This is a genomic window from Ulvibacterium marinum (assembly GCF_003626755.1).
Classification (GTDB): Bacteria; Bacteroidota; Bacteroidia; order Flavobacteriales; family Flavobacteriaceae; genus Ulvibacterium; species Ulvibacterium marinum.
In genome coordinates, this window is record NZ_RBCJ01000001.1 from 1,062,632 (window position 1) to 1,088,995 (window position 26,364).

At 41.4% G+C, this 26,364-nt stretch carries 20 protein-coding genes; 9 read left to right on the top strand and 11 right to left on the bottom strand.

The annotated features are described in order from the left end of the window. Positions 1–35 precede the first annotated feature (35 nt). A complete protein-coding gene (locus D7Z94_RS04470) occupies positions 36–740 on the bottom strand; it encodes a ComF family protein (protein WP_245967134.1) in 705 nt (234 codons plus the stop codon). A gap of 39 nt (positions 741–779) precedes the next feature. On the opposite strand from D7Z94_RS04470, the gene D7Z94_RS04475 reads away from it, so the two are divergent. Both D7Z94_RS04475 and D7Z94_RS04480 read left to right on the top strand, forming a co-directional pair. Beyond that, positions 780–1,676 carry a hypothetical protein gene (locus D7Z94_RS04475; RefSeq protein ID WP_120710307.1) on the top strand — a complete coding sequence of 299 codons (897 nt, stop codon included), beginning with the start codon at positions 780–782 and terminating at the stop codon, positions 1,674–1,676. Between the two features lie 37 nt (positions 1,677–1,713). After that, positions 1,714–3,255, top strand: a complete 1,542-nt coding sequence (locus tag D7Z94_RS04480) for a glycine--tRNA ligase (protein WP_120710308.1) — start codon at positions 1,714–1,716, stop codon at positions 3,253–3,255. A gap of 89 nt (positions 3,256–3,344) precedes the next feature. On the opposite strand, the gene D7Z94_RS04485 is transcribed toward D7Z94_RS04480, so the two are convergent. From D7Z94_RS04485 to D7Z94_RS04495, 3 genes are all read right to left on the bottom strand, one after another. Next, positions 3,345–4,103, bottom strand: coding sequence for a DUF6090 family protein (locus D7Z94_RS04485; RefSeq protein WP_120710309.1), 759 nt, complete (start codon positions 4,101–4,103; stop codon positions 3,345–3,347). A gap of 378 nt (positions 4,104–4,481) precedes the next feature. After that, positions 4,482–5,384, bottom strand: coding sequence for a sugar phosphate isomerase/epimerase family protein (locus D7Z94_RS04490; protein ID WP_120710310.1), 903 nt, complete (start codon positions 5,382–5,384; stop codon positions 4,482–4,484). A gap of 131 nt (positions 5,385–5,515) precedes the next feature. Then, the gene (locus D7Z94_RS04495; RefSeq protein WP_120710311.1) at positions 5,516–6,289 is read right to left on the bottom strand and encodes an abortive infection family protein; all 774 of its coding nucleotides are present in this window, start codon (positions 6,287–6,289) and stop codon (positions 5,516–5,518) included. 257 nt (positions 6,290–6,546) lie between these two features. Between D7Z94_RS04495 and katG the strand changes: the two genes are divergently transcribed. Next, entirely contained in the window at positions 6,547–8,769 is a 2,223-nt protein-coding gene (katG, locus tag D7Z94_RS04505; RefSeq protein ID WP_120710313.1) for a catalase/peroxidase HPI, read from the top strand. A 182-nt stretch (positions 8,770–8,951) separates the two neighbouring features. Here the strand turns inward: katG and D7Z94_RS04510 are convergent, their stop codons facing one another. Beyond that, a complete protein-coding gene (locus tag D7Z94_RS04510; RefSeq protein WP_120710314.1) occupies positions 8,952–11,030 on the bottom strand; it encodes a TonB-dependent receptor family protein in 2,079 nt (692 codons plus the stop codon). A gap of 30 nt (positions 11,031–11,060) precedes the next feature. Next, a complete protein-coding gene (locus D7Z94_RS04515) occupies positions 11,061–11,579 on the bottom strand; it encodes a DUF3575 domain-containing protein (RefSeq protein ID WP_120710315.1) in 519 nt (172 codons plus the stop codon). Positions 11,580–11,709: 130 nt separating this feature from the next. Between D7Z94_RS04515 and D7Z94_RS04520 the strand changes: the two genes are divergently transcribed. Beyond that, entirely contained in the window at positions 11,710–12,474 is a 765-nt protein-coding gene (locus tag D7Z94_RS04520; protein ID WP_120710316.1) for an exodeoxyribonuclease III, read from the top strand. Positions 12,475–12,543: 69 nt separating this feature from the next. After that, positions 12,544–13,584, top strand: coding sequence for an NADP(H)-dependent aldo-keto reductase (locus D7Z94_RS04525; protein WP_120710317.1), 1,041 nt, complete (start codon positions 12,544–12,546; stop codon positions 13,582–13,584). Positions 13,585–13,587: 3 nt separating this feature from the next. Here D7Z94_RS04525 and radA read toward each other — a convergent pair whose 3' ends face one another. The 5 genes from radA to panC all read right to left on the bottom strand — a co-directional run bounded on the left by radA (position 13,588) and on the right by panC (position 18,450). Next, positions 13,588–14,949: a DNA repair protein RadA gene (gene radA, locus D7Z94_RS04530; RefSeq protein WP_120710318.1), complete on the bottom strand. Its 1,362-nt coding sequence runs from the start codon at positions 14,947–14,949 to the stop codon at positions 13,588–13,590. Positions 14,950–15,111: 162 nt separating this feature from the next. Beyond that, complete coding sequence (locus D7Z94_RS04535; RefSeq protein WP_120710319.1) at positions 15,112–16,245, bottom strand: alpha/beta hydrolase; 1,134 nt, start codon at positions 16,243–16,245, stop codon at positions 15,112–15,114. A 27-nt stretch (positions 16,246–16,272) separates the two neighbouring features. Continuing rightward, positions 16,273–17,238, bottom strand: a complete 966-nt coding sequence (locus D7Z94_RS04540; RefSeq protein ID WP_120710320.1) for a lysylphosphatidylglycerol synthase transmembrane domain-containing protein — start codon at positions 17,236–17,238, stop codon at positions 16,273–16,275. 2 nt (positions 17,239–17,240) lie between these two features. Next, complete coding sequence (panD, locus tag D7Z94_RS04545) at positions 17,241–17,591, bottom strand: aspartate 1-decarboxylase (protein WP_120710321.1); 351 nt, start codon at positions 17,589–17,591, stop codon at positions 17,241–17,243. Positions 17,592–17,604: 13 nt separating this feature from the next. After that, positions 17,605–18,450, bottom strand: coding sequence for a pantoate--beta-alanine ligase (gene panC, locus D7Z94_RS04550; protein ID WP_120710322.1), 846 nt, complete (start codon positions 18,448–18,450; stop codon positions 17,605–17,607). 104 nt (positions 18,451–18,554) lie between these two features. Between panC and D7Z94_RS04555 the strand changes: the two genes are divergently transcribed. The 4 genes from D7Z94_RS04555 (at position 18,555) to D7Z94_RS04570 (ending at position 26,247) form a co-directional block, all read left to right on the top strand. Continuing rightward, positions 18,555–19,364 (top strand): glycogen/starch synthase, encoded by an 810-nt coding sequence (locus tag D7Z94_RS04555; RefSeq protein WP_120710323.1) that lies wholly within the window; start codon positions 18,555–18,557, stop codon positions 19,362–19,364. A 6-nt stretch (positions 19,365–19,370) separates the two neighbouring features. Continuing rightward, positions 19,371–21,266, top strand: coding sequence for a DUF4270 domain-containing protein (locus D7Z94_RS04560; protein WP_120710324.1), 1,896 nt, complete (start codon positions 19,371–19,373; stop codon positions 21,264–21,266). Between the two features lie 175 nt (positions 21,267–21,441). Beyond that, positions 21,442–23,289 carry a glutamine--fructose-6-phosphate transaminase (isomerizing) gene (gene glmS, locus D7Z94_RS04565; protein ID WP_120710325.1) on the top strand — a complete coding sequence of 616 codons (1,848 nt, stop codon included), beginning with the start codon at positions 21,442–21,444 and terminating at the stop codon, positions 23,287–23,289. 198 nt (positions 23,290–23,487) lie between these two features. Continuing rightward, positions 23,488–26,247 (top strand): TonB-dependent receptor, encoded by a 2,760-nt coding sequence (locus D7Z94_RS04570; RefSeq protein ID WP_120710326.1) that lies wholly within the window; start codon positions 23,488–23,490, stop codon positions 26,245–26,247. The last annotated feature ends 117 nt before the right edge of the window (positions 26,248–26,364 follow it).

Consider the following 26,364-nt stretch of genomic DNA (forward strand, 5'->3'; position numbering starts at 1 on the left):
GATAATATAGCGCAACAAAGAAACAATTTATTTCATTAGGGTACAACGGCGATACTGGTTAGATATATGTTAATACCTTTAGCCTCCTTAAGGGCCTTGGCACAGAGTTCCATTGTAGCCCCAGTGGTAATAACGTCATCCACCAAAAGCACATTTTTATTTTCGAGTTCGGAAGTATGGGTAACGGTATAAAGTGCTTTGTTTGCCTGCCATCTTGCTATTCTTCCTTTTTGGGTCTGAGTCTTGGTATTGGATGTTTTAACGAGCACATGATCTATGTATTCCGCATTGAGGTGATGGGCAATTTTTCTTGCGAAAACGGCCACCTGGTTGTACCCACGTTGGCGTAGTTTATTTTTATGAAGCGGAACCGGGACAACGGCATGGATGGTCTTATTAAGTAGGTCTTCCTTTAAGGCTTGGCCATACCAGTCGCCCAGGAAATCCCCTATTTGTTCCTGGTTGCGATATTTCAGATAGTGAATCAGATTTTTTACGATCCCCGTTTCCGAAAAAAACAAAAAAGAACTGGCCTTTTTTATGTTAATTCTGCCATAAAAGATACGGTCAACGGCATTTTCGGCGTTAAAGGTGTATTCGGTGAGTGGTATTTGGTTTCGACAAACTGTACACAGATGTTGTTCTCCGCCTGATAAATGTGCATTACATCCAAAACAGACCTTGGGCAATAGGAGGGTGTTTATATCATTTATTATATTTGATAGCTTGGCGCGTAACAAATCTTAATTACTTTAACCTACTAAAGCTTACTTGCTCTGATGGATGGTCAAGATAATAAATTCAACTATAAAATAATCCTTACTGCACTTGCGGCGGTAATTATAGGCATCCTTATTGCCTTTTATTATAGCTATGCCCAATCCCAAAGCCAAATTGACTTTTTGGAGCAAGAAAAGGAACTTTTGGTAAAGGACCTTACCCTAATGAAGGCGGATGTGGATAGACTTTCCGCGCTCAATGAAGTCAATGAAATTGAATTACAGGATTCCAGATATCGCGTACAACAATTATTGGACTCGGTGGGGAGGTTGAATTTCACCGTTGATAAATTAAGGGAATACAAGACGGAACTTCGCAGATTGGAGGCCAAGAACGATAGCCTAAAGCTTAAGAACAACTTCCTGAGATACAACAATATGTTGCTATCCGACAAGTACGAGGAAACACGAAAACAAATAGAGGAATTAAGGACTAAAAGCAATTCTTTGGCGGAAGCGGAAGCCTTACAGCGAAGGAAGATCCAAGAATTGAATAAGGAGCTCAAGAGCAAAAGGTATTTAACATTAAGAGGTTCAGAGGGAATTGGTTTTCGATTAAGGAGCGGGAAGCCCATACGTACAAATAAGGCTTCTACTATAGAAAAACTCCGGGGTTGTGTTACCATTATGGCAGATCCCAATATTATAAATACCGAAAAGGTAATCTACTTCCAGTTTTTAGGTCCCAACATGGGCGTCATTGAGGATAATGCCAATACCATTTCCGTAAACGGGAATATTTATAGCAAGCGTGTAGAAGTTGTTTTTACAGGGGAACAGAAAAATATCTGCGACTTTATAACGCTGCCTCAAGGATCCTTGGAAGGAGGCACATATACCTTAAATGTCTTCGAAGATGAGCGTCTTCTAGCATCTTCCGAATTTCAATTGAAATAATTAGCACTTTTTTAGGGTAATATTCTATTTTTGCCGAATGGCAAAACAAGATGACGATTTAAGAAGGGTAATCTCCCATGCTAAGGAATACGGCTATGTATTTCAGTCCAGCGAAATATATGATGGCCTAAGCGCGGTTTATGACTACGCCCAGAATGGCGTGGAACTCAAAAAGAATATACGGGAGTATTGGTGGAAGGCCATGGTGCAGCTCAATGAAAACATCGTCGGTCTGGATGCCGCCATTTTTATGCACCCTACCACTTGGAAGGCTTCTGGTCACGTAGATGCTTTTAATGACCCCTTAATAGACAACAAGGATTCAAAAAAAAGGTATCGCGCCGATGTTTTGGTAGAGGAATATGTAGCCAAAATTGAGACCAAAATTGAAAAGGAGGTCGCCAAGGCTGCCAAACGTTTTGGAGATAAATTTGATAAGGAACAATTTTTGGCCACCAACCAACGTGTGGTGGATTATCAGGAGCAGGCTACGACCATATTAAAACGTTTGGGGAAATCTTTGGAGAAGGAAGATCTGGCAGATGTAAAAAAGCTCATTGAAGAATTGGAAATTGCCTGCCCGATGTCCGGCTCAAGAAATTGGACGGATGTAAAACAGTTCAATCTTATGTTCGGAACCAAGTTGGGTGCTTCCGCGGATACGGCTACCGATTTGTATCTTCGACCGGAAACCGCCCAAGGTATCTTTGTCAACTTTTTGAACGTACAGAAGACAGGGCGTATGAAAATCCCGTTTGGAATCGCACAAACCGGAAAGGCCTTTCGTAATGAGATCGTGGCGCGGCAGTTCATTTTCCGTATGCGTGAATTTGAACAAATGGAAATGCAGTTTTTCATTAAACCGGGCACCCAAAAGGAATGGTATGAAAAGTGGAAGGAAAATCGCTTAAAATGGCATTTGTCCCTGGGAATGGGAGAGGAGAACTATCGCTTTCATAACCATGAAAAATTGGCCCATTACGCGGATGCCGCTGCAGATATTGAGTTTCGTTTTCCTTTCGGATTCAAGGAATTGGAAGGTATCCATTCCCGAACGGATTTTGATTTGAGCAGTCATGAGAAATATTCAAATAAAAAATTACAATATTTCGATAACGATACCCGAGAGAGCTATGTTCCCTATGTGATAGAAACCTCCATAGGCTTGGACCGTATGTTCCTATCCGTGTTTAGTAATTCTTTGCAAGAGGAGGAACTGGAGAATGGTACCACCCGAACGGTATTAAGACTTCCGGCGGTACTGGCCCCCACCAAGGCTGCGGTACTCCCATTGGTTAAAAAAGATGGGCTACCGGAAATTGCCCGCAAGATCATTGCAGATTTAAAATGGGATTTCAATGTGGCCTATGACGAAAAGGATGCCGTAGGACGCAGATATCGAAGACAGGATGCCGCCGGAACCCCATTCTGTATTACCGTGGACCACCAAACCTTGGAAGATGACACGGTGACCCTACGTCATCGTGATACTATGGAACAGCAACGTATTAAATTGGCCGAGGTAAAATCAATTATAGCCCAAGAAGTGGATATGAGGGAGTGGTTGCAGAAGATTTAGCAATCCCACTGCGAAATTCTTTCCTTACCGCATATGGTGGTCTCATATAGCCGTCCTCTTAAATTATGCGTATAATTGTTGTGCTTTCCTCATTCAGTAAGTTCCGATTTACAGATCGAAAGTATTTCATCAATATAACCTTGCAGCTTCTGCTGATAAAGGATTCTGAGTGTTTCCAGCCACGTTTTTGAGATCAATAACCCAAGATAGGCCTCATTGTTCAAAAGCTGCTTAACATATAGGTCTATGTCTTTGCTGCCCATCATTACCCCAAGCTCTTCCCGCTGGATACCATGAATTAATGCAGGTGCCATTTCTGCCGATATTTTATTCATTTCGATCAGATAATGCATTGATTCATAATGATCTTCAAATCCGGAATCAATATCAGCTGAAAATTGGGAAAGAACCCTTTTTAGATTATCGTTTTCCAGAATATTGATACTACCGGAACTTACCATGGCATCGTACGTACCGGTTACAAATTCGGTTTTCCACCAGGATTTGGCTCCTGAGGTAACCCAAAATCGAATAGAGTCCGCAGGTATTGCTTTTTGGTTGGATTGCATGGCTTTGATCAGAGACTTGCTCATTCTTACCATATCCATTTCCTTGTTAATAGCTTCTTCCAGTCTGATTTTATTTTCATTAAAATCTTCGATGAGTGCGGTAAGCAACTTTTCTTCTTCAATACTTCGTTTTCGGGCTTCGTTCCAATTGTTGATCTGTAGGGCCAATAGAATTCCAATCACTACAAGTACTATTTCTCCGATGGCATACAGAAGATATTTTTTGAAATTATTTTCAGAGAGTAATTGCTGCCGAATACGTCTAAAAAATTTGATCATGCTTTTTTTGTTTTAATTAAGCCCAACGCCCAGCTAAACGCAGTTCGTTGATTTTTAAGGAAATATAGCAAAATCCTGCAACTATCGTTTGAAAATCTGACTTGTGAATTGTTGATTGATTTCAAACGATAGTTCAATAAGAAGGCCGTATTTGCGGTCGCATCTTTTGGATTTTGTGGTATTGGGAATAAAAATTGCCGTACCAAATTGCTTTTAGTTCTTATTGTAACACGGTTTGGACTCGAAGTCCGCCCAAAACTGTGAGTTGATTGATGCCCTAGGTGCGATTTGGTCTAAATAAACACCCGTTTTAATGGCGTTTATTTTTTGTTAGCGGTATTTCTCGAATCTCCTGATTTTAAGATGATATTCCTACGTTTAGAGTTTTTCATACTCTTTTCTAAAATCATTGAACATAGAAGTTACAATTTGTTTTGGGTCGCCGTCGCTCAAGCTTTCGAAAGAAATGTAACCGGTATAGTTTATGTCTTTTAATATTGTGGCAATCTTTTTCATATTAACAGGTTCCGCAATTCCATCTATATAAACCAGTTCTTTTATAAACCAGTAATTTGCATAGGGGGCCAATTTTTCAATTTCTTTATACGGATCACCTCTTCTTAAACTACCGATATCTAATATTAATCCAAACCATTCCGAATCAACTCTTTTAAAAATATCGATGACCTCATCGGCTTCGTATAAAAAATCGTTATGATGTTGCATGGCAGCAATAACTCCTGTCTCTTCAGCATATTTAGCACACTCTTGAAAGTCTGACACCATCCAGTTTTTAACCTCCGTTCTGGAATAACCTTCGTGTTCTCCCTTTCCCGGAAAAATTCGCATAATGGAAGCTCCAAGTTTTGATGATACTTGCAACCAATTTTTTATCATCTCAATATCAGCTTGTCTTGATGCCTTATCCAGATTTACAAAGTTATTCCGTATCCCTGTCCATGAAATATTTAAGCCTAATTGCAATGCTTTCTTCTTTAACTGAAACAATGTTTTATCATCCGGTATATTAGGATAGCCAGAAAAATAATAACCCGTTAAGTCAACTGCATTTAGACCAAGGGTAGAGGCAAACTCCATCATGTCAAAAAATGTCATTTCACCACTATTAAGCAAGGTGTTGAAAGAAAATGCATTGACGCTATATTGTAATCTGGAGGCGGCTATTGGTTTACCTAATGGGCTTGCAAAGAGGCTGTAAGACCCTAATAAAATTGGTGTAAGAGTCAGGCTGCGTAAAAAATCCCTTCTTTTCTTATCCATAGTTGCAATCAATTTTTAAGTGTTATACAAATCATTGCCCCTAATGGTCTGGCATAACTGTCGGTTACTGATTTAAAGTTAATTTATTGTGGTAGTATATAGTTAAGTGCTGGCTTTTATTTCTGTCAAACCTAAAATGGTAAATCATCGTGTTCTTCAATAATTTCTTCGGGTGGTTTCGGGAATTTCGTTTTAAAATACGACTGTAAAAAAAGGCCAACTGTTGTAACAGCGTTAACTACGAAATATGTATACAATGAATCCGTAATTAAATAATCCTCCGCTGTCTTTCCGTGAAAGTCAGTTTTTTCACTTCTCAATTTTTCTATTGACTGACTTATTGATAGAAGTGAACTCCCTATGGTCTTTATTTCGACAGGGTGATTGCTGTCCAAAAAATTAAACTCTTTTAGAATCTTTGAAGTCAGTTTATAGAGAGTTTCAGTTCCTTTTAATTTGTTTTTTATTCGGTCATCTTTTAAAATTTCCTTTACAATGCTTTCTAACGCCGAATTGGCTAATCCGACTGCAAGGCTCGGGTCAGACTCGATTTGTTTGAAGGCTTTTGTAAAAGTGTCATAAGCAGTTTTATAATCGGATTTTAATTCGTTTTTGAAGGTTGGTATTGAGGGTATAAAACCAGGTGTGTCAACTCCCATATCTATTGCGACTTTCAATAAATCACTTCCGCTCATTGAATGCAAAGTCCTCAATAAATCTATATCTCCGCTTTCTTTTTGAACAATTTGGAAATTTTCCCAATAATTGTTCCAATCGTCATCTACATTGTGCCATTTGTTAATATATAAGCCTACTTCCCTATAAGTTTTGTATTCTGCCCAAATAGCTTCGTGAACTGATCTCACAAGTTTCATCTGGTATTTTGGTGAAACAATTTCGTCCATAGATATTCAAATAGTCTTTTTCAGAGTTTTGTTTGGCTTTTAGGCAACATGGGAATATGGATTTTTAACCTAAAAATTTTTAAATATGAAACTAAGATAATCAAAAACCAAACCGTATTCTGTGTGCTTTGCATCAAGCCATAACAATTCTTAATATCCGCATAACGCAAAAAAATAATGGCATTCCGAATTATAAGGATAAGAATCCTACTTTTAGAAAGAAATAGGAACATAACCACTTAAAAATAAAATTAGAGATGGATTCTACACACAACGGTCAGGGCGACATAAGCAAATGCCCATTTTTAAATGGGGAGTTAAACCAAGCTGCTGGCGGGGGTACCACCAACAGGGACTGGTGGCCCAACTCCTTAAACCTAAACATCCTACGGCAACATTCCAATTTAGCCGATCCTATGGATGAAGATTTCGACTATGCCGAGGAATTCAAATCGTTGGATTTGGCGGCTGTAAAAAAAGACCTTACGGATTTAATGACCAATAGCCAGGACTGGTGGCCAGCGGATTATGGGCACTACGGACCGTTTTTTATCCGTATGGCCTGGCATGCCGCCGGCACCTATCGTATCGCTGATGGTCGCGGTGGAGGTGGTACCGGTGCCCAGCGTTTTGCCCCTTTGAACAGCTGGCCGGACAACGCCAATTTGGACAAGGCGCGTCTATTGCTTTGGCCCATTAAACAGAAATACGGAAAGAAAATCTCCTGGGCGGATTTGTTGATCCTTACAGGTAATGTGGCCCACGAGTCCATGGGCTTACCCATGTATGGTTTTGCTGGAGGTCGTGAGGATATCTGGCAACCCGAAGAAGATATCTACTGGGGCTCGGAGGCCGAATGGTTGGGTAATAAGGCGCGTTACTCTGAGGAAGGCGAATTGGAAAACCCCTTGGGAGCGGCACATATGGGATTGATCTATGTAAACCCCGAAGGCCCCAATGCCAATCCAGACCCTGTTGCCGCCGCTCACGATATTCGTGAAACTTTTGGCCGGATGGCTATGAACGATTATGAGACCGTTGCCTTGATCGCAGGAGGCCACACTTTTGGAAAGACGCATGGCGCTGCTAGTGATGCGGAATATGTAGAGGCGGAACCTGCCGGGGCTTCCATAGAAATGCAGAGTATGGGCTGGAAGAACAATTTTGGGACTGGAGTGGGCTCGGATACCATAACCAGTGGTTTGGAAGGCGCATGGACCAATACCCCTACAAAATGGAGTCATAAGTTTTTTGAGAATCTTTTTGGCTACGAATGGGAATTGACAAAGAGCCCAGCTGGCGCACATCAATGGAAACCTAAGGATGGTGCCGGTGCGGGCACGGTACCGGATGCGCATGATCCCGAGAAAAAGCACGCTCCCTTTATGCTGACCACGGATTTGGCCTTGCGTATGGATCCGGACTACGAAAAGATTTCGAAGCACTTCTATGAAAATCCTGAGGAATTCGCCGATGCCTATGCAAAGGCCTGGTTTAAGTTGACCCACAGGGACATGGGACCGGTTTCCCGTTATTTAGGCCCGGAAGTGCCGCAAGAAGAATTGATATGGCAAGATCCAGTACCTGCCGTTGATCATGAATTGATCGATGCAAATGACATTTCGGACCTCAAAGCGAAAATTTTGAATTCTGGTTTGTCTATTTCACAATTGGTTTCTACAGCATGGGCCTCGGCATCAACTTTCCGTGGTTCCGACTTCCGAGGTGGGGCCAATGGTGCCCGTATACGTTTGGCACCCCAAAAGGATTGGAAAGTGAATAATCCTGCCCAATTGGCCAAAGTGTTGGAAGTATTGGAAGGCATTCAAGCTACATTTAATAGTTCACAATCCGGAGGCAAAAAAGTTTCCTTGGCGGATTTAATCGTTCTAGGTGGGTGTGCCGGTGTTGAGAAAGCTGCTGAGAATGCTGGTGAAGCTATCTCCGTACCTTTTGCTCCCGGACGAACCGATGCCAGTGCCGAGCAGACCGACGCCGAATCTTTTGAAGTACTTGAGCCGCAAGCGGACGGATTCCGAAACTATGCAAGGACCAAGTTTTCTGTTGCTACGGAGGAATTGCTGGTGGACAAGGCCCAATTGATGACGCTGACCGTACCCGAAATGAGTGTTTTAGTTGGTGGAATGCGCGTATTGGACACCAATTTTGATAAGTCTCATAACGGTGTATTTACCCATAAGCCGGAAACGCTGACAAATGATTTCTTTGTAAATCTACTGGATTTGAATACTGTTTGGAAAGCGGTTTCAGAGGATGAAGAAGTATTTGAAGGACGTAACCGCAAAAGTGGCGAATTGAAATGGACCGCAACCCGCGTAGACCTTATTTTTGGGTCCAACACGGAACTTAGGGCCATTGCCGAGGTCTATGGTTGTGAAGATGCCCAGAAAAAATTTGTTAAGGATTTTGTGACAGCTTGGGACAAGGTGATGAACTTGGACAGATTTGATTTGAATTAGCAGAATTGAATCATATACCTAAAAAACATCCCGCCATACTGCGGGATGTTTTTTTGATATCATGACACAAATGGTCTGGCCTTAAAACCCTAGGTTACCAGAATTTTCATAAGCTTGAATCCGACTTTTTTACTCCAGGTTTTTAGAGGGATCTTCATGTAATTCCTAGGGAATTTGTATTATCACAAGAAATAGCTAAGTCTAATACCGCCGTAAATATTCCTATCATTTCCCGGATAAAAATAGCGTGGTTCATTGCCCCCAAAACTACCGGCATTGATCAAAACGGATTGGGCATATCTTGTGTTTGCGATATTATTCATACCAAAATCCAGTCCAAGGGTCAATTTTTGGAGGAATGTTGTACGATATCCCAGTCTTGAATTAAAAACATTGAAACTATCACTATATAAGGTGTTTTCATCCCTGAGCGAAATTTCGTCCACAAACTGGTGGGTAGTATTCCAATAGAATCCGCCCCATTGCAGCCTTAACCCGGAATTGATACGGTGCTTGGGTACCCCGGTCAATGGATTTCCTGAGAAATCGTTTTCCCCATCCACAAAATCCACAAAGCTATGGTCGCTAAAAGTATAATTTACGAAGGGCGAAATCCGAAGTTTTTGGGAAACCTCCCAATCATAGTTCATTTCCAGATCCAATCCCTGATGTTTGGTTTGGCCAGCATTCTTACCAACAAATTGATCGTCACCTACCCTTTGTGCCACCAAAAGATTTTTAATGTCCATTCGATATAGGGCGGCATCGATGGTTAACTTTTTGTTTGCCAAGGAGAGTAATGTCCCTACCTCATAATTTGTTCCCGTCTCTTGGGCAATATCCGGATTAATGACCCCGTCCGGAGTCAGCGTTTCTTCCAAACTTGGGTTGGAGAACCCGCGACTTACATTGGCATATACCTTTTGATCCAATGCAAAGGAATAGTCCAGATTAAGGCTTGGCATCACGATGACCTTAAAATTACGTTCTGCACTTGTATTTTGGGCACCTGAATTGAAAAAGTCCCGAAAGTCATACTTGGTCTTATTGATATTTAGGCCTGCTTGGGCTATCAACCTACTGGTCAATGGAATGGTCAATGAACCGAAACCATTAAATTGCCTTCGGAATTCGTTATTGTTACTCAGTCTATTTCCTTGTAGACTTCCATTGCCATTATTCTCTTGATATAGATTCTCAAATGTACCCCAATGATATTCATCCTTGTACAATTCCCCGCCGAAAGTGTACTGGGCATTTTGCCCTCCAAGACTGAAACTTCCCGAAAATCGTGTTCGGAAACCATAGCCATTGGTAAACTCATCCAAAATATTGAAAGGCCTGGGCTCAAAGTGATCTAAATAGGTATAGAAGATACTTGTATTGTTTTCTAGCTTGTCCGAAAATTTATGATTCAAGGACAGGCCCAACAACGTATAGTTGTTGGTTTCAAAGCCTTGGGAGGCGGCCCAGGTAAAGGCAGCTTGGGTCGGGTCCTCATCAAAAGCCGTTTGACTCAAGGAACTCGGAATCTGTGCTGTATAATCAATATGGTTCACCAATAGTGAAATGGTATTTTTTTTACTGATTTTCAAGGAAGTATTCAAGAGAAAGCCGTCCCGCTCAAACCGATTGTTATCCCGGTAACCATCTGTTTCCATATGGCCGTAATGAAAGCCCAGGGACAGTTTTCCTTCCTTATGTAGAAAAGACAGGTTGTTTTTAAGGAGCGCATAGGAACCTACGGTAGAGTTGTTCCTGAATTCGGTGGATTCTTCCTTTCGTTCCCTGGAATCGAGTATTATGGCCCCGCCTAAATTGGTTCCAAAAGCTACCCCCTTTGGGCCCTTTATGACCTCAATGGCGGCAAGGTTTTCCAAATCAAATGCCTCAATGGTGGAAAAGCCCGTACCGTTGGTAACAGGGATATCGTTATAATACAATCGTAGTTTGTCCGTGCCGAAAGGAGTCCGTGCCCCCACACCACGGATGGTTATCCTATTGGTATTCAATGCTCCGGAAAGGATGTAGACCCCGGGGATTTGGTTAATGGCCGACACGGCATCGATAGGACTGTAGTTTTGAAAGACTTCAGGACCTATGACACGAGAGGGCACAATTCCGACAGCATTTTTAACTCGGACACTATCCGTAAGGACTACTTCATCCAAGCGGGTTATACTATCTTTTTGGGCCGGTTCCTGTGCCCTGATAAGGAAAGGAAACAATAAAAGTATGGGAAATAAAAAGGGTGCCTTCATTCATTATGGATCAAGCTTTAAAATTAGGGATTAAAATCGAAATCCAACGGATAGTCCCACCCTATACATGAAGGAATCCTGAAAGTCCTCCGGATTCACGTTCCTTCCAAGCCCTCCGCTTACCTCCAAACTAAAACGTTGGCTGCGGGTAACCCACTTATTACCAATGCCAAAACCAAGGGCCAAGGTACTATAATCGTTATTGCGAATGCCCAAGTTGTCCGAATTCACTTCATCCTCACCGGTGTAATACAATCCAAAGGCCTCTGCAAAAAAGCCACTTCTTGGGGCAAAACCAAAATACGCCCTAAAATTGGGTCCAATTCCAAAATTGCCATTGTAATCCTCGGCATCGCCATCAAAATATATAGTGCCACCTATACTAACGTCCTCATTTAGGAAATATTCATAGGAACCTTCGGCCGTGGTCGTGGCCAAAAAAAGTCCAATATTGAACTTTATTTCATGGTCATTACCTAATCGGGGATAGGCCTGGGCATTCATGAAATGAAAGCTTAGAAAAAGAATGGGAAGAATTAAATTTTTCATGTGTCAAAGCTAAAGGATATTGGAAGTAAATCAAATCGCGTTCCAAAAATGTAGTCAAAGGCATATTAGCTGGCAATGGCACTATGGATTTCCTATAACATTCCTTAATTTCGACCCAAATATTACATACATGAAAATAGTTTCGTATAACGTAAATGGTATTCGGGCCGCGTTGAACAAGGGTTTTTTGGAATGGTTGAATACTGTAGACCCCGATGTGGTCTGTCTTCAGGAAATAAAAGCTCAGGAAGATCAACTGGACCTGGAGCTCTTTGAAAAAGCGGGCTATTCCCATAATTATTGGTTCAGTGCCCAAAAGAAAGGCTATAGCGGAGTCGCTATTTTATCCAAACAAAAACCGGATCATGTGGAATTTGGTACCGGAATAGACTATATGGATTTTGAAGGAAGAAACCTAAGGGCGGATTACAACGGAACTTCGATTATGAGCCTATATCTTCCTTCCGGAACCAATTTGGCCCGTTTGGAGCATAAGCTTCAATACATGGCCGATTTTCAGGACTATATCAATGGATTAAAAAAGGAATATCCGAATTTGATCATTCTTGGGGATTATAACATCTGTCATCAGGCCATTGATATTCATGACCCTGTACGAAATAAAAATGTATCCGGTTTTTTACCTGTAGAAAGGGAATGGATCGGCAATTTCATGGATAGTGGATTTATTGATAGCTTCCGTCATTTTAACAAAGAGCCTCATAACTATACCTGGTGGAGTTACCGGGCCAATGCCCGAAACAACAATAAAGGGTGGCGGTTGGATTATGGTATGGTAAGTGAACCGTTGGGGAATCGGCTTAAACGTTCCGTTATTCTATCCGAAGCAAAACATAGTGACCACTGCCCGATTCTTGTGGAGTTGGAAAATTGATAGTTAGTTAAACTTCGAAGGCATTTTAATTTGTAAATTTGGGCTTTTAAAAAAACCGCCGAACTTAGGATGAAATATACCAACTTACCGCACTCCGATATTGAAGTCAGTAAAATTTGTTTGGGTACCATGACCTGGGGCAAGCAGAATACGGAAGCCGAGGGACATGAACAAATGGATTATGCCTTTGATCAAGGCATCAACTTTTTTGATACCGCCGAATTATATCCAATACCTCCACATGCGGACCGGTATGCGGATACCGAGAAAATCATTGGTACTTGGTTTAAAAAGTCCGGGAACCGGGATAAAATTGTTTTGGCCAGTAAGATTGCTGGAAAAGCGGAATTCACCAAGTTTATTCGGACTACTGGATTTACCAGAAAATCCATTACAGAGGCCGTGGAAGGGAGTTTAAAACGCTTGCAAACGGATTATATAGATCTCTACCAATTGCATTGGCCGGACCGAAATACGAACTATTTTGGCAAAAGGGGATACGCCTATGATGTAACCGATCATTGGAAGGATAATATCCACCAGATATTGGAAACTTTACGCGACCTGATACGTGAAGGAAAAATTCGCCATGTGGGACTTTCCAACGAAACGCCATGGGGCGTTATGCGTTACCTGGAAGAAAGTAAGGTGCACCCGAGCCTGCCCAGAATGATTACCATACAAAACCCGTATAGTCTGTTGAACCGTTTGTTTGAAATAGGTAATGCAGAAGTCTCCCATCGGGAGAAAATAGGGTTATTGGCCTATTCCCCTTTAGGCTTTGGCACTTTGAGCGGAAAGTATTTGGGTGGGATGCAACCGGCTACTTCAAGGATTACCCTTTTTCCTAACTATACGCGATACAGCGCAGAAACTGCGGTGAGGGCCACGGAAAAATATCATAAATTGGCTCAGGACAACGACTTGTCCATGGCGCAGATGGCCTTGGCTTTTGTAAACACAAGACCTTTTTTGACCAGTAATATTATCGGGGCCACTTCTATGCGGCAATTGAAAGAGAATGTAGCCAGTATTGATGTGAAATTGAGCGATTCGGTTCTTGAGGGTATTGAGGAAATCCATAATGCCATCCCGAATCCGGCACCGTAGGAATTATCCAAATAATCGGCTTATTACATCTTCGATTTTAGAAACCAGTTCAATTTCAATTTGGGTATTTTTCAAGCCAATTTTGTTACGTTTGGAAACATAAATCGTAGAAAAGCCCAATTTTTCAGCTTCCAAAATACGCTGCTCTACCCGTTGCACCGGTCGTATTTCTCCAGCCAAACCAATTTCTGCGGCGAAACAAATCCCTTTTTCTATAGGAATATCAATATTACTGGAAAGAATGGCCGCAATTACGGCCAAATCTATGGCCGGATCATCTACGGAAATACCTCCGGTAATGTTTAAAAAGACATCTTTGGCCCCCAATTTAAAACCGGCACGTTTTTCCAAGACCGCCAAAAGCATATTTAGACGTTTTGCATTGTAACCCGTATTGGAACGTTGGGGCGTACCATAGACTGCGGTACTTACAAGGGCCTGAATTTCAATGAGCAAAGGCCGCATTCCCTCTACGGTAGAGGCAATGGCCGTACCACTAAGCCCCTCGTCGTTTTTTGAAATCAGGATTTCCGATGGGTTATTCACTTCCCGAAGGCCATTTCCCTGCATTTCATAGATACCCAGTTCTGCGGTGGAACCAAACCTATTCTTTAAAGCTCTTAGGATGCGATATACATAATTTCGGTCACCTTCAAATTGAAGTACCGTGTCTACCATATGTTCCAGAATCTTGGGACCTGCAATGGAACCGTCTTTGGTGATATGACCGATAAGGACAACAGGGGTATTTGTTTCCTTGGCAAATTTGATGAGTTCCGCAGTACATTCACGAATCTGTGAAATGCTGCCAGCGGCGGATTCGATATAATCCGAATGCAAGGTCTGTATTGAATCGATGACCACAATATCTGGCCCTAGGGCCTCGATTTGCTGAAAAATATGTTGGGTTTTGGTCTCGGTTAGAATAAAACAGTTCTCAGTATCCGGATGGATACGATCTGCTCGCATTTTAATCTGTTTTTGGCTTTCCTCCCCAGAAACATAGAGCGTTTTATAAGGAAGTTTTAGGGCTATTTGAAGCAACAAAGTACTCTTGCCCACACCGGGCTCTCCACCTAAAAGTACCATGGAACCAGGGACTAGTCCGCCACCCAATACCCTATTGAATTCTTGGTCATATACATCCAGGCGAAGCTCACGCTCTGTATTTATTTCACTGACCCGTAAAGGTTTGGGGATTTTTTCCCTAGGACCCCTGCTTGTCTTCCAACCACTTTTCTCCTCCTTTTGAATGACTTCCTCCACAACGGTATTCCATTGCTTACAGGCGGTACATTGTCCTACCCATTTGGCGAATTGGGTACCACAATTTTGACAGAAATAGGCGGTTTTTGTCTTGGCCATCCAAGGGAGTTTAGATTGGCCCTAAAGGTAACAAGAAGTTTGAAAACGATTATTTTTATAGATGCGATTCGGATTCGCAATAGAAATTTCAAGATTGAACGAACCCTATACTGTGAATCATTCAACCCAAGCTCGGTGTTTAGCGATAAACCGTAAACTCTGTTAATATCCGAAATCTGCCTTGAGCGCATCAATTTTCTCCAAGGCCATTTCCTTGGTAAGGAAGTCTATTTCGTCCATGCCGAAGGCCTTTTCAAAGGTGCGTAGGGCCTTTTTAGGCTCACCTAGTTGCTCATAATATTCGCCTTCAAAATAAAAACCCAACATGGTATCCGGAAATTCTTTTTTACAAAGATCTGACAGGGATTTTAAGGACTCCAGGTCTTCCTTCTTTCGGGTTCCGGCATAAATGGCCATAACGTCATTGAGTTCCACCGATTTACGGAACCCAAAAAGATCTTCTATCATATTGTATTTGTCCTCCAGGTATTGGTAGACCGGTTCATCCGATGTCAATATCTTTTGTTTGTATTCCTGTGGGCTTATCGGTTTAAATATGTTAAAAGTCCGGTCCCATGCCTTTCCAAGGCCATACGTGGCTATGGAAACTTCATTGGCTTCTTGATATTGGTCAAAGAAATAGTGGAAGGACTCCTTATCTATGACCTTAAGTGCCCTGTCCATTTGGAGTATCGTTTCATCCGCCTTTCCTTCAACGATAAGATGATAGAATATCTTCTGCTTTAGGGCATTCAACCGTTCCGGAACCCTGGTTTCCATTTCAGGGGCCAATGAAGGCGAGATGCTTATATAGGCATTGAACAGTGAATTTTCCTTGAAAAGCCAATAGTTTTGAAAATTCGCTGTAATATCATAACCCACGATCATTTTGAAAGGAGCAGTATTATAGTTCAAATCCAAATAGGGAATGATTTCCATACCCAAGAATTCAAAGAACTTTTTCCCCTTTTCCGTTGGAAGTCCGGTATTTTCCTCAAAAGCACAATCTTCCCAACGTAAGTCGTCCTTACTTTGGTGGATGCCTACAACTATAGATTCCGGCATACCTTGGAAAGTACTGTAGAACTTAGCGGTGGCGACTACTTGATCAAATAGATAATCCCCATCCAATACCACAATGAGCGGATATTTTTTTTCTTCCGAAAGGTTTTCTGGAAAATAGTAGGAAACATCCCTTCTTTCCTGGAGTTTAAAGGATTCAAAAATCTCTTTTGTCACCTGGGCATTGACGCTAAGGCATAAAAGTAGGGTAAGCGTAAGGATTAAACGTTGCATAGGGTGCTTTTTGGTCCGTAGGACAGATTACCGGTTTCTGTTCCATAACGGTAATACCAGAAAAGATATTGCACCAAAAATAACGATCATAAGGTTTTGTGCCGTCCACATGATCCACCCATAGGCATCCCCGGAGGTTTTGCTTATTCCGAAAAAAGACAAGGCTGCGGTCACTACAATAGGGAAAAGACCCAAACCGCCATTGGTGGTAGCCATTGCAAAGGCCCCTGCAACAAAGGCTACCAAAAGTGCTCCTAAAGAAAGATTTTCAGTTTCAGGGACCGTAAATTTTATAACCCAGAACATGCCGATATAACAAGCCCAGATAAGGATGGTATGAAATATAAAGCGCCCCTTCTGCTTCATTTTAAAAATACTCAAAATCCCGTCCAAAAGGCCTTTCAAAAAAGCCTTGATTCTCATAGCATAGGCGGAAGTGGATTTTCTAATAATCCTGATGGAGATAACAAGTCCTAGTATACCGGCTCCGATCAACCCAATTGAGCCCACCAACCCTATTCCATTTTCTTCAAGAATACCCAATATTATCTCGGCCTGGAACAAAAATGCGGTAAGTATCACCAAAAGCAACATAATCACGTCGATAACCCGTTCGGTAACTATAGTGCCAAAACCCTTTTCAAAGGGAACGTCCTCATAGGTGTTCAGGGCGGTAGCCCGTAAAATCTCGCCAGAACGTATGATCAACAAATTGGCAAAGTAGGAGATTAGTATGATAAAAACATTATTGATGATCTTTGGTCGATACCCCAAGGGTTCTAGCAAATAGTTCCAACGTATTGCCCTGGAAACATGGCTCACAATACCTATAAATATGGATAGGCCTACCCAGAACATATTGGCTTCCTTTATATGTAGGATAATCTGTTGTCTATCTTCTGGTGAAGTGCTGCTATAAGAATACCAGACCAAAAAAACTCCCAAGGATATCGGGAGTATGGTTTTTAGTATTTTTTTTAGCTTATTGTTCAAGATTAGTTTAACAGATTGTTCGCCTCATTGGGGAAGATCAATGCCGGATTAAAGTTTTTTGCCTCTTCTAAGCCCATCCAGGCATAGGTGATCAATATCAATACATCCCCAACAGCGACCTTTCGTGCCGCAGCACCATTTAAAGTAAGTTCACCACTACCTCGCGGTCCTGGAATAGCATAGGTTTCCAAACGTTCCCCATTGTTGTTGTTAACAATCTGCACCTTTTCACCACGGATGATATTTGCAGCATCCATAAGGTCTTCATCAATGGTAATACTCCCTATGTAATTAAGGTCGGCACCAGTGACCTTTACACGATGAATCTTGGATTTTACAACTTCTATTTGCATTTGACAAAGTTAGTTAATTCAGGGCTATGTTATCTATGAGCCGAACGTCGTTGGCATAAACGGCCATAAAGGCCCTATATTTTATATTATCCTGTTTTCTTTTGATGGGCATTAAGGTTCCCACATCCACTATTTCAACATATTCCAACTTTAAAAATGGATGTCCTTTAAATTGATCTTTGACCCAATCCATTATGGATTTAGCACTTTCCGTGCCAAATTTCTTTTTGGCAGTCTCCAGTGTTTTATAGATAAGACCAGCTTCTTTTCTTAGGGTCGTTGAGAGCCTTTTATTCCGCGAGCTCATGGCAAGTCCATTGGGTTCCCTGACAATAGGACAGCCTATGATGTCCACCGGGATATCCTTGATTTCTACCAGTTTTCTTATAATTTGTAATTGTTGAAAGTCTTTTTCTCCAAAGTAGGCTTTATTCGGCTTTATAAGTTTCAATAAGGTTTCCACCACGGTACCTACTCCATTAAAATGGCCTTCCCTAAAAGCGCCTTCCATTACTTGGTCCAAACCATCGAACATATAGGATGTAGAGCCAACCCCATTTGGATACATCTCTTCTACGGAGGGTGCAAAGACAGCAATTTTATTAGAAAGTTTTTCCAAAATATCGATGTCTGCAATTAAACTTTGAGGATACTTTTCCAAGTCCTCCCGGTTATTGAATTGGGTGGGATTAATAAAAATACTAACAACGGTGTTGTCGTTTTCGGAAATCGCTCTACGAACCAACGAAACATGGCCATGGTGCAAAGCTCCCATCGTTGGGACGAGCCCAAGGGACTCCCCATTGCCAAATGACGAAAGATGCGATTTGAGCTCTTTTTCAGTTTTGATTACTAGCATCGTCTTTGTGCTAAAAGCCAGCAAACTTACTATAATTACGGCTAATCTGCATAATTTTTGTAATTTTGCGGCCACGCTTGTCCGATAAATAAAATACAACTTTTATGAATGGTAAAAAGATATTGTTCGTATCTTCAGAATTAGTCCCCTACCTACCAGAGAACGAAGTTTCCCTAATGTCTTACGAAGCGCCAAGGATGGTCAACAGTAAAGGTGGCCAAATACGGATTTTCATGCCAAGGTACGGTAATATCAATGAGCGTAGACATCAGTTGCATGAGGTGATACGTTTGTCCGGTATGAACCTGGTAATCAATGATATGGATATGCCTTTGATTATTAAGGTGGCTTCCATTCCAAGGGAGAGGATCCAGGTGTACTTTATTGACAATGACGAATATTTTAAGCGAAAATCCACCTTTTCGGATGAGGACGGCAATCTTTTTCCCGACAATGACCAACGCGCTATATTCTTTGCCAAAGGGGTGGTGGAGACCGTTAAGAAACTAAATTGGTCTCCGGACATTATCCATGTTCATGGTTGGATGGCTTCTTTATTGCCCCTTTATCTCAGGGAATACTATGCGGATGAGCCCCTATTTGCAGACAGTAAAATAGTAACTTCGGTATATGGTAGAAGTTTTGAGGGTAAATTGGACGAGAGTATGATTAATAAAATTACCTTCGATGGGGTGCCAGAAGAGAATATCAATGCTTTGGAAACTCCCAACTATAATAATTTGTTAAAAGTGGCGGTAGATTATTCGGATGCCGTTATTTTAGCCGCGGAAGAAATTCCGGAAGATTTGTTGAACCACATTTCCAACCTTCAAAAACCCGTGTTACCTTATGTTTCCTTGCAAGAATTTGAAGAAGCATATGATAATTTTTATAACACACAAGTTTTAAAGTAATCCTAAATGACTTTTTTGAAAAGATTTAAATTTTCTGCCGTTGCAGGGGCTTTACTTGTGTTAGTTTCCATTGCTTGTGAAGAAGACTTGACCACAATAGGTGCGGACGTTATTGGGGGTGAGCCCTTTACGACGGATAAGGCCGTTTATGATGTCTTCGCTTTTAACAAAAAGATAGTGGCAACACGGACCAATAAACTTCCCCTATACCAGTTGGGCATTTTTAATGACCCAGTTTATGGAAAGACTGAAGCGCGTATAACCTCTCAACTAACACTACCTTCTACGAACCCTACTTTTGGGATATTTACCCAAGAGACAGAGGATAACCCAGATAGCTCATCCGCCACACAGATACCTGAAAATGAAACTGTGAAGGAAGTCATTCTGTATATTCCTTATTTAAGGGCAGGGGATGAACAGCGTGATCGGGATTTGGATGGAGTGGACGACGAGTTTGATGTTGATCCGGATGACCCCAATAGTGACTCGGATGGAGACGGCGTTAACGACAATCAGGAAAGGGCCAATGGCACGGACCCTTTGAATGTTGATACAGATGGGGATAGTATCAATGATGGAGAAGATACTTCTACCTTGGCCAACCAGTTTCCAAAAAGATTCGAGCTGGACAGCATTTATGTCAATGGTCAACTATATGATAATGAAACTCCGGTATCTTTTAATTTAAAGATAGAACGGTCTACTTTTTTCTTGAGGGATTTAGATCCCAACACTAATTTTCAGGAATCTCAAGAATACTTTTCTACCCAGCGATTTTCACCCTCTTTTGTGTCCGATGTTATTTTCGATGGAGAGATAACCGTCAGTAATGAACATATATTGATTCCTATGGAAGACGACGAAACTACGGAAGATGTGGATGAATCCGAACAATTTGAGCGTTTAGACCCGGGAATAAGAATTTCTTTAGATCCTGATTTCTTTCAGGAGAATATTTTGGATAAGGAAGGAGGTTCTGAATTGTTGAGTCAGCCTAACTTCAATGAATTTTTAAGGGGCCTTCATTTTTCAATAACTCCGGTTTCGGATGATGTCATGGTTTTGTTGGATCTTACGGATCCCAATGTTTCCTTAGACATCGTATATGAATATGAAGCAATAGATATCAATGGAACTACAGATGATGTTTCGGACGATGTTCGGGAAATAAGGGAAAGTACTTTCTCCATTGATTTGGTTACGCGCTTGGCAACGGGAGGAATAGGTGGCAATGCGGTCAATACATTTATTAACGAAGCCTTTCCACCTCAAATAACAGATGCTTTGGATGTTCAGGAAAATGCTTCTAGGATTTATTTAAAGGGAGGCTCGGGATCTTTTACTGAAATAAATCTTTTTGAGGAGGGAAATGGGGAAGAAATCTTAAACCAAATAAAAGCTAATAATTGGATAATAAACGAAGCTAGCCTTATTTTTTATGTGGATCGACAAACTTTGGATGCGGCAGGAGAAGCAACAGAGCCTCCACGGTTATACTTATATAATGCCGAGACCAATGTTCCCGTATATTTGTCGGGTGCACAGAGACTTATAGATTCCAGAACGGGACAGATATTGGTAGCGGCTGTAAACGAGAGTTATGATGGAAGGTTGGTTGTGGAATCGAACAATAAAGGATCCAAATATAAATTAAAGATTACCGACTACATCAATGATTTGGTACTCCGGGATTCTACTAATGCAACCTTGGCACTTACTATAACCTCGGATATTAGATCTAGTGCAACGCGAAACGCAATGTTGACCAATGAAGAAAGAGATCTACCATTTGCATCTACATTAAGCCCATTGGGTACAGTCCTTTTTGGCAGTGAAGTTGCTCCTGAGGATGAAGACAAGAAATTAAAGCTTGAGATTTTCTATACGGAAACCAATTAATATCAATGGCTTACCATAATACCATAATTCTGTTTTAAGCAAGCAATATTTTCTCCCGCTTCATACCACATAAAGAGATTATACGTTTTATATCCAAAAAGTGATAAACTTTAGAGACATCGTATTAGATTTGTGTCATACTCAAAGCAATCTTATTTAAAAACCTCTTTTAACTATGTGTGGAATAGTTGGTTATATAGGACACCGTGATGCATATCCCATTATTGTAAAGGGTTTGCAACGTTTGGAATATAGAGGATATGATAGTGCGGGCATTGCATTGTATGACGGTACTTCCATAAATCTTTCTAAAACCAAGGGTAAGGTCGAAGACCTTAAAAATAAGGCAAAGAATACTATTTCCTTGGCTGGTCACCTAGGGGTAGGGCATACCCGGTGGGCTACTCATGGGGTGCCCAACGATGTAAATTCCCATCCCCATTATTCCAACTCAGGGGATTTGGTAATCATCCACAACGGGATAATCGAGAATTACGAATCCATTAAAAAGGAATTGACCAAAAGGGGCTACATCTTTAAATCGGATACGGACACCGAAGTTTTAGTTAATCTTATTGAGGAGGTAAAGAAGACCGAAGCGGTTAAACTGGGGCAAGCAGTGCAAATTGCATTGAATCAGGTAGTAGGAGCTTATGCTATTGCGGTTTTTGATAAACAAAAGCCGGATGAAATTGTAGTGGCCAAGTTGGGTAGTCCTTTGGCTATCGGAATTGGCGAAAATGAGTTTTTTATTGCTTCGGATGCCTCTCCCTTCATAGAATTTACCAATAACGCGGTATATCTGGAAGATCAAGAGATGGCTATTGTACGACTGGGCAAGGAAATCAAATTACGTAAGATAAAGGATGATGCCATTGCCTATCCTAAGATTTTGGAGCTACAATTAAACTTAGAGCAAATTGAAAAAGGAGGCTATGACCATTTCATGTTAAAGGAGATTTATGAGCAACCTCACGCCATTTTGGATACCTATAGAGGAAGACTTCTCGCAGATCAGGGCATTATCCGTATGGCAGGAATAGATCAACATCTGGAAAAATTTGTCAATGCCAATAGAATAATAATTGTTGCTTGTGGAACTTCTTGGCATGCCGGGTTGGTAGCAGAGTATATTTTTGAGGATCTCGCCAGAGTACCGGTTGAGGTGGAATACGCATCGGAGTTTCGATATCGCAATCCCATAATTACGGATAAGGACGTACTCATTGCCATATCACAGTCCGGTGAAACGGCAGATACTCTGGCCGCGATTAAACTGGCCAAGGAAAAGGGTGCTTTTGTCTTTGGAGTATGCAATGTTGTGGGATCGTCCATTGCTAGGGAAACCCATGCAGGGGCCTATACCCATGCCGGACCTGAAATAGGGGTAGCTTCGACCAAGGCTTTCACCACTCAAATTACCATCCTAACTTTAATGGCCCTTAAATTGGGTAAGGAAAAAGGAGAATTTTCAGAATCAAAATTTCATGAGTATTTGGCGGAATTGGAAAATATTCCTGCCAAAGTACAAATAGCTTTGGAATCCAATCCATTGATTGAAATTATAGCGGATGTCTACAAGGATTCCAGTAACTGTCTTTACTTGGGCAGAGGTTATAACTTCCCGGTAGCTCTTGAAGGAGCTTTAAAGCTAAAGGAAATAAGTTATATACATGCGGAAGGCTATCCTGCTGCGGAAATGAAACACGGTCCTATCGCCTTGATCGATGAGCAAATGCCTGTAATTGTAATTGCCACGAATAAGGGGCATTATGAAAAAGTGGTAAGTAATATTCAAGAAATAAAATCAAGAAAGGGGAAGATCATCGCTATCGTAACCGAAGGCGATGAGCAGGTTAAGGAATTGGCGGATCATGTAGTGGAGATTCCGGAAACAATAGAAAGTCTTACGCCCTTGTTGACCACAATACCCTTACAACTTTTATCCTATCATATAGCGGTCATGCGAAATTGTAATGTGGATCAGCCCCGTAATTTAGCGAAATCCGTTACTGTTGAATGATTGATTTAAGAAAGAATATCTAAAAAAGGCCACGGACAATTTCCGTGGCTTTTTTCTTTTCAAATTATTGATTTCCTATTTTACTCAAGACTTTTTTACAATAATTATATTATGCATGCATAATTTTTTTCATTTTATGACTGTTCCTTTGTAAAAATCTGTATCTTGCCCTACAAACTAATTTAACTCAAAGTTAACATGAGAACAACACTATTGTTATCCATGCTGATGCTTGTGACGGTTGGTTTCTCACAAACAACGGTAAATGGAAAAGTGGTAGATCAGAACGATCAACCCATACCGGGGGCCAATGTAGTTATTGTCAATAAGACAATAGGCACCGTTACGGATTTTGATGGGTTTTTTACCTTGGAAACATCGGAAGTCCCCCCTTTTCAGTTAAGAATTACGAGTTTAGGGTATTCGGATGGCTCTGCAAATGTTGCAGAAAATAATGAAACGTTGACTATTGTACTTTCGGAGGCTCAAACTTTTTTGGATGAAGTGGTCATCTCTGCCTCCAGAACACCAGAACGTATTTTCGAATCCCCGGTATCCGTGGAGCGTTTTGGAATAAAGGATATTAAAAATGCCTCATCCGCCTCATTTTATGGCGGACTTGAAAATTTAAAAGGTGTGGATATCAACACCAGTAGCTTAACTTTCCAGTCCCTGAATACCAGAGGTTTTGCCGCAGTGGATAATTCAAGATTTGTACAATTGGTAGATGGGATGGATAATTCTTCCCCGGCTTTGAATTTTGCTTTGGGAAATTTGGTGGGAATGAACGAGTTGGATGTGCAAAGTGTGGAGATATTACCAGGAGCTTCTTCGGCATTATACGGAGCGAATGCCTTTAATGGTATCCTATTCATGAGAAGTAAAAGTCCCTTTGATTTTCAAGGGATAAGCGTTTATGGGAAAACCGGGTTTACTTCCCAGGAGGCCGCTGGAGACAATTCATACTATGATATTGGCATAAGGGTGGCCCATGCATTTAACGATAAATTTGCCGTAAAGGCCAATTTCTCCATTTTAGAAGGTACGGACTGGTTTGCCGTAAATGAAGAAGATTTAAGTATTCCTGGAGCCGACAGAAGTAATCCGGCCTACAACGGATTAAATGTTTTTGGCGATGAGGTTGCCATACCCATAGACTTTGATGCCGCTACAGGATTTCCATCCGGAACCTTAGGTTCGGCCGTGGTTTCCAGGACGGGTTATGCGGAACAGGATTTGACCGATTATGGTGCCCAAAGTGTAAAGTTTGATGGTGCGTTGCACTACAGGCCATTCGGAGATGATTTCGAGATTATATATAATGGTAGGATAGGTCGCGGTTCCACTATCTTTCATGGAGCCAGTAGATATTATATAGATGATTTTATACTGCAACAGCATAAGTTGGAGTTCAAGAACAACAACTTTTTTCTAAGAGGTTATATCACATCGGAAAACGCCGGTAACTCCTACGATATGCGTTTCACGGGAATAAATATCAATAACAGGTGGAAGTCCAATACCCAGTGGTTTGGGGACTATGTGGCCACATTTGCCGGGGCTAAATTAGGCGTAGGAACCGGGGTGCTTTTAGATGACGAAGCGGCCCATGCAGCCGCAAGGCAGGCGGCGGATACCGGAAGATTGGTTCCTGGAACTCCCCAATTTCAAAACGCGTTCAACGCTGTAATTTCAGATGGGGATCTGGCTACCGGTTCACGCTTCATCGATAATACAAAACTGAGTCATATTGATGCAAACTATAACTTTAGCCATTTGACCAAGAATTTTGCGGATATTCAGGTAGGCGGCTCTTTTAGGGAGTATGTACTCAATTCGCAAGGAACGATCTTTACGGATTTGGATGGATCCATTCCATATAAGGAATTTGGACTGTATACGCAGATTCAAAAACAATTTCTAGATGAAAGATTAAAGTTCACCGGCTCTATACGATATGACAAGAATGAATTTTTTGATGGCTTCCTGTCCCCAAGGGCTTCATTGGCCTATACCGCCGGATCCAAAAGAAACCATAACTTCCGTGCCTCCTTCCAAACCGGCTTTCGGAACCCCACTACTCAGGATCTTTTTATCGGGTTGGATTTGGGGAACGTAATCTTAGTAGGTTCGGCACCGGACAATCTCGAAAAACGTACATTTTCGGTAACCAATAACAATACGGGAAACACCGGGGTTTTTGTACCTAGGGATACGTACGAAAACTCTTTTTCAAAAAGCTCGGTAAATGCCTTTAGGGCCTCTAACTTTGCCGACACCTCGTTATTGGAAGCAGGTAATCCTGATCCCATAACGCCAGAACAAATTTCCGCCTTCGAATTGGGGTATCGCGGGCAGATCGGAAAATTCACCATTGATTTAAGTGGGTATTACAATACATTCCAGGATTTCATAGCCACCGAAAGGGTAATTGTGACGTTCTCCAAGGATGAGACCAATCTACAAGCATCTGCTACGGAAATAAGAAATGGGGATAGCCAAGAATTTCAGGCCTATACCAATTCCACTGCGAATGTAAACTCGTATGGTGCTACCTTAGGAGTAAATACAAGGATTCTCGGCAATTTTGATTTGGGAGTGAATTACACTTTTGCAGATTTTGATTTTGACGAAGCTTCCGACCCGGACTTCCGACCTGGCTTTAATACGCCCAAGCATAAAGTGAAAGCATCTTTTGGAAACGAAGAGTTGTTCAAAAATTTTGGATTCAATGTAAATTATAGATGGAGCGATGCCTTTTTCTGGCAGGCCTCCTTTGCGGATGGGGATGTGCCGGCATATACCGTTTTGGATGCCCAAATCAATTATTCAATACCAAAAATAAAATCGGTTTTCAAAATTGGGGGATCCAACCTCCTGGCCAACGAATATTTCACTGCTGTGGGCACAGGACTCGTTGGATCCATCTATTATCTGTCTTGGACAATAAACCCATAATTTTGTTCTGAAATATATGGGATAAAAGGGTGTCTTCGGACGCCCTTTTTTTGACCAAAAAAGAATAAGAAGAAGTTTTCAATTAAAACGGAATACCATATCTTTGCAGCCTGAAAA